We start from the raw sequence: 3,368 nt of genomic DNA, 5'->3' as shown, positions 1-3,368 counted from the left end.
TTACGTTTTATAGTGAATACTACAATTAAGTATAATGGTTTTCATTCATTATTTAGAAACTTCCTTTTAGTAAAAGCCTTGATTGACTTTATCAGGGCTTTTATTATGTAAAGATTGCTATTCTAGTACTGTAGTTGATCTGTTTTCTGCATGTTTATGTTTATACATTTCCTATAGTTACATGGTTTTTTATTTCTATTTACTTACCCTTAGGCACTTCATTATTATTTTTTTTTATCCTCCTCTAAAATTTAAGTTGACTTTTACTCTAATTTAAGATACTAATATATATATATTAGTATTACTTCCCAGTAATTATTGGTATAAACTCCGAGAATGAGCTTTCGTTTAAATACGAAAGCTCTTTTTATTTCTATAGAAAATTATCATCTTCTAAATAATTAATTTCATCTACTACAAATTTATTGTTTAGTTCATCTATATGAAGAGCTTCTATTTCGTCAATAAATACTCTAAAGCTGATTCTATCTTTTCTGCTACTCACAATTTTTTTTCTAAATTTAGTTAAAATTTAGCTTATTAATTAATTTTTTAAATCTTTCTCTTATTTCTTAATTTTAATTATTATGACTTTTATGCTATAATTTCAGTACGAAAAGGAGATGATTTTTATGATTTATTATATTGATTTCTATATCGATGGTAAAACTTATGAAATACACCAAGCTGACTGTAATCATATACCTCGTGAACACAAAGTTTATTTAGGTATCTATAGCAATTTAGATGTAGCATTAATAAATGCAGTATCCAAGGGATATAAAAAAGCTTACCTCTGTAAGTCTTGCAATATATAATTTCAAAGTAATGATTGGGGCTATTATATAGCCCCTTTTATTATTTCTAGAGATTTTCTTTAATTTTATCCCAAGATATTTCCTCCTTAAATTTTATTTTTTATTAAGTTGACTATTATGGTAAACAATAGTAAAATATTTATGTAACGAATACTGTATTCAACCAAATGCTATTCTCTCTCCCAAGAGAATTCGTTACTATTTGTATGGCAGGCACCTAAATTAAATTTTAGGTGCCTTTATATATTCATGTAGTTGTATACTCTCAATTTTTAAAACTTTGATTACTTTACCTTAACCCATTCATCATGGCTTGTAATCTATTTACTATACGCTACTACATTGCAAATAATTTAATGAAAGATATGGTGATTTATAGTATACTTTAATAGTAAAAAACATACGCAATAGTTCAAAAATAAATTAAAATGAAAAATAACTTTTGAATTTTAAAGGGGGGGACAAATGAAAAAAAATGTTTTAATAACGGGAGCTAGTTCGGGAATAGGTAGAGCCACAGCCCTTCGGTATGCAGAAAAGTCTTATAATTTAATTTTGGTAGCCAGAAGAATGGATAAATTAGAGGAACTTAAAGATGAGATACTTGGTTTTAAAAATATTGAAATTAAGCTTCTACAACTAGATATATCTATTTCAGAAGAAGTAGAAAAAAGTATCAATTCATTAGATAATAAATGGAAAAAAATAGACATATTGGTAAACTCAGCTGGATTAGCATTGGGAATGGATAAGATACATGAAAGCCAATATAGTTCATTTGATAATGTTATAGATGTAAATATAAAGGGGTTATTATACATGTCTAAAAAAATAATTTCTCTTATGCTCACATCAAAAGTTAATGGACACATAGTCAATTTAGGCTCTACAGCAGGAAGGGGGGCATATTCTGGTGGAGGAGTTTATTGTGCTAGTAAAGCGGCAGTAAAAACACTATCTGATGCAATGAGGATAGATCTTATAGATACTCCTATTAGAGTAACCAATATAGAGCCTGGAATGGTTGAAACTCCATTTTCAAATATTAGGTTTGGAGGAGACGATAAAAAAGCTGAAAATGTATATAAAGGGATAGAAGCCTTGACAGCAGAAGATGTGGCAGAAGTTATTGTATATGCTACTTCATTACCACAAAATGTACAGGTATGTGAGTTAATGCTAACTCCAAATAAGCAAGCTACGGGGCGCGATATCTACAAGCCAACAAAATAGTATGAAAAGCAAAATAATTATATCACTTATTTAGTTCATGTTGATATGCACCAGAACCATAGTGAAGTTCATATGAATGAGAGTATATTTCTATAATATTTCCAAAAGGATCTTCCATATGAACCATTTTGTATGGTTTATCTTCTAGGTAATATTCTCTTATTATCATTCTTTGTTTCCCACCACATTCTACTATTTTACCTGCTAAGCCTTCTACGACTTCACTAGGTTTCATAATAATATACCAAGCCATAACCTCTTCATAAAATTTAACTGCTTTATTTAAATCTGACACTGTAATTCCAATATGTGAAAATGCTTTTGGATATCTCACCATTACCTCCTAAATGTTAAAAAAAATTGACTTTTTTTAACTTATATGATATTATAATTTATCACTCATATTTTTGAATGGTCCTAAGAAGTTAGAAGTGAAATAAAGTAATGCCGGAAAACTGTAGATGACGAGATCTATGACCACGGTAGTAAAGAGGAGAAAAAAATGAAAAAAATAGTTTATATGTTGAAAGTTTCCACAGTATTTTCAACTATGATAAGTGTATCTTTAGTTTTAGCTAGATAGACTCAATCAGAATCGAATAAAATATTTAAATATAGATATTTTATTAATATAGTATTTCAAAACCCAACTAAATTATTAGTTGGGTTTTTTATTTTTATTCTATTTAAAGAGTCAATTTTGTTACACTTATTTCTATAGCTAGTATAGCTAGATTTTTTTATACATTTTTTTAAATTTAATTTGACTTTAATATTTTATTAAGTTAAAATTAACTTATGTTGAACCCTTATAAATATGTGTATTGTTCTTCCCAGAAGTCCATGTATAGGGCTCATGATAGTAAATTTATTACGGACTTATAAATTTACTAATTTTCCTCAGATCTCTCATTACTAGAGTAATGAGAGATTTTTATTATTATTAAATTTAAGACAAAAAAACTATAACAATTTAATACCATAATTGATTTAATCTATTTCAGATTCAGAATTTACTTTTATATCGAGATTATTTAAATTAAGAAAGTTTAATTTTATCCTCTTTATTTTTTAAATGATTTTATAATTAGAAAGATAAGTTAATGCTTTTTACATTTGTTAATGAATTTATGATAATATACTTAGTATAGTAGCGTCATAAAATTGGAGGGGGAAAATGATTGAGATTCTATCACAAAATGGAACAATACAAAAGATATCAAGCGTCGACGAACTAGAGATTAACCATCATAAAATTTTATGTATCCATCTAGTTGAAACAAATGAAGAAGAAATGATCAAACTATCTAAGAAATT

General features: G+C 27.1%; 4 protein-coding genes. 2 read left to right on the top strand and 2 right to left on the bottom strand.

What is annotated here, in order from left to right; genetic code table 11:
* Nucleotides 1-373: 373 nt before the first annotated feature.
* On the bottom strand, nt 374-505 hold the full coding sequence (locus WBG30_RS00820; protein ID WP_424502743.1) for a hypothetical protein: 132 nt from the start codon (nt 503-505) through the stop codon (nt 374-376).
* Between the two features lie 127 nt (nt 506-632).
* Here WBG30_RS00820 and WBG30_RS00815 point away from each other — a divergent pair, with 127 nt between their 5' ends.
* Nucleotides 633-818, top strand: coding sequence for a hypothetical protein (locus WBG30_RS00815; protein ID WP_424502742.1), 186 nt, complete (start codon nt 633-635; stop codon nt 816-818).
* Nucleotides 819-1,283: 465 nt separating this feature from the next.
* Entirely contained in the window at nt 1,284-2,051 is a 768-nt protein-coding gene (locus tag WBG30_RS00810; RefSeq protein ID WP_424502741.1) for an SDR family NAD(P)-dependent oxidoreductase, read from the top strand.
* 22 nt (nt 2,052-2,073) lie between these two features.
* Here WBG30_RS00810 and WBG30_RS00805 read toward each other — a convergent pair whose 3' ends face one another.
* Nucleotides 2,074-2,388 (bottom strand): hypothetical protein, encoded by a 315-nt coding sequence (locus WBG30_RS00805; protein ID WP_424502740.1) that lies wholly within the window; start codon nt 2,386-2,388, stop codon nt 2,074-2,076.
* Nucleotides 2,389-3,368 lie beyond the last annotated feature (980 nt).

This window comes from Psychrilyobacter sp. (assembly GCF_049671765.1).
GTDB lineage: Bacteria > Fusobacteriota > Fusobacteriia > Fusobacteriales > Fusobacteriaceae > Psychrilyobacter.
Note: the sequence above shows the minus strand (reverse complement) of the source record. Positions and strands in the feature narration are given on the sequence as shown.